This is a genomic window from Rubritalea sp. (genome assembly GCF_039830215.1).
GTDB lineage: Bacteria > Verrucomicrobiota > Verrucomicrobiia > Verrucomicrobiales > Akkermansiaceae > Rubritalea.
In genome coordinates this window covers 1-1,634 of sequence record NZ_JBDOPO010000049.1, presented here as the reverse complement: position 1 = coordinate 1,634, position 1,634 = coordinate 1, and the positions used below count along the sequence as shown (strand labels likewise).

At 45.6% G+C, this 1,634-nt stretch carries 2 protein-coding genes; one reads left to right on the top strand and one right to left on the bottom strand.

Features of this window, described 5'->3' with window-relative positions; genetic code table 11:
* Positions 1-289 precede the first annotated feature (289 nt).
* Positions 290-448, bottom strand: coding sequence for a hypothetical protein (locus tag ABGY95_RS01335; protein WP_347439876.1), 159 nt, complete (start codon positions 446-448; stop codon positions 290-292).
* Between the two features lie 396 nt (positions 449-844).
* Here ABGY95_RS01335 and ABGY95_RS01330 point away from each other — a divergent pair, with 396 nt between their 5' ends.
* Positions 845-1,456 (top strand): helix-turn-helix domain-containing protein, encoded by a 612-nt coding sequence (locus tag ABGY95_RS01330; RefSeq protein ID WP_347439875.1) that lies wholly within the window; start codon positions 845-847, stop codon positions 1,454-1,456.
* Positions 1,457-1,634 lie beyond the last annotated feature (178 nt).

Sequence of the window (1,634 nt, the reverse complement as noted above, 5' to 3'; positions counted from 1 at the left end):
CTCAGATGTTTATAGGTCATTTGGCACAGGCTCGGTTTTGAACGGTGGAGCCAGTGCTGATACTAGTCAGCATCTGGGCCGTTGTTCAAGTTAAGCGGTGCACTTCCGGTTTGAATCCAAGGGGATAAAAGACGAGTCACCTCTGTAATTAAAGTGATACTCAAAGGCTAGTTCTGCAGAAAACTCTGTCATTTTATGGACTAAAGCTCGCAACATTCGCCGCTTAGTAAGTGTCATCGGAGGTGACGACAGCCACAAAACCCGAAAATGCACTCAGCGGATATGTTAATCACTCCACGAAATCCTCAGCCAATAAAAAACTGAAAAATACGAGGCATGCTATAACTTGAATGGCATTGATGGACTCACTTGGACAACTAAAACTAAACTTATCGAGAGCTCCGACGTCTTCATCACCAACGATAGGTCGAAAAGTGCGTTTCAGCATTATTTTATCTTTGAAGAGGTCACCCAAGCCTGGGGCTCGTAGTAGATACCTCTGCTTCCCTAGGAAGCGACCTAATCGCGCTATGAACACCAAGGGTCTGGATCTTAACTTGATACTATGGCAACAACGTGCTGCGCCTGCTATACGGACATTTGCAACCAGCCGATGACGTTCTCGCCACCGGTATTGGCTACGCTCGTTATTGAGAAAAATAGCTGATCGAGCTATTTAAGCTGACAAGTCACCCCTACTCATTTTCAGCTTTAAAATTCCAGCTCCGAGCTAAAGGCCAAAATCACACCCGCGGCGCACCTTAGCCATATAGATCTTTATGACTTCAAATCGTCATTTTAAAATTTAATTTGCAAATAACTCAAAGCACTAGATAAGTGTGCCATGACAGTGAATGACAAGCTCATCAATAGCGCGATTCGAGTATTTTCTAAAAATGGATACCGCGATGGTAAAGTCGCTGAGATCGTTCGCGGGGCTAAGGCTAATATTGCGGCAGTCAATTACTACTTTGGTTCAAAAGAAAAGCTCTTCGCCCAAGTACTTCGCAAAGCGTTTGCTGTTGCTGAACAAACTCACCCCATCAGTGGTGGTCTCCCTCATGACGCACCCGTTGAGCTCAAATTAGCGGCTTTTGCTCGTGCCATCGTTCGGCGTACTTTAGACAAAGGACCATCTGGTGACTATGACCGAATCATGAGCAAAACGGTCCATTCTCCTGGATCGCCAATTGATACAATTTGCGATGAAGTCACCACTCTTAAGGTCATCCCTCTGCGCCCGCTTCTGGCTGAATATTTAGGTGATACCGACGAGGTCGTCTACGCTGTAGCCACACTCAATTTTCTCTCTCTAGCATCGGTCGTAGCCAAGCACCCTTTCGTAATCGATAGAATCTTCGTTGACTCCCCAACGCAAGACGCTCTTGAGGAGTTTATTGAGCTGCAAGTGACTGCCATTATAGCAGCCACTAAATCCCTGAAAAAGCAGAAGTAACATTGTTGCTGAAACCTCACGAAGATAATCATGTCTAGACTAGTATCAACTTTCATTGGGTTAGCTCTTCCCCTTACTTTAACAAGCTGCATCAAACAACCTAGAGCCCTATCTCCAAGCGCAAAAAAGTCACTCGATATTCCAGACCGATACGACTCCTCACAACCACCTGTCCCTG

What these genes read in the sequence shown, in the direction of transcription:
- ABGY95_RS01330 (WP_347439875.1), top strand. Translation starts at nt 845, where the DNA reads ATGACAGTGAATGACAAGCTCATCAATAGCGCGATTCGAGTATTTTCT.
- ABGY95_RS01335 (WP_347439876.1), bottom strand. Translation starts at nt 448, where the DNA reads ATGCTGAAACGCACTTTTCGACCTATCGTTGGTGATGAAGACGTCGGA.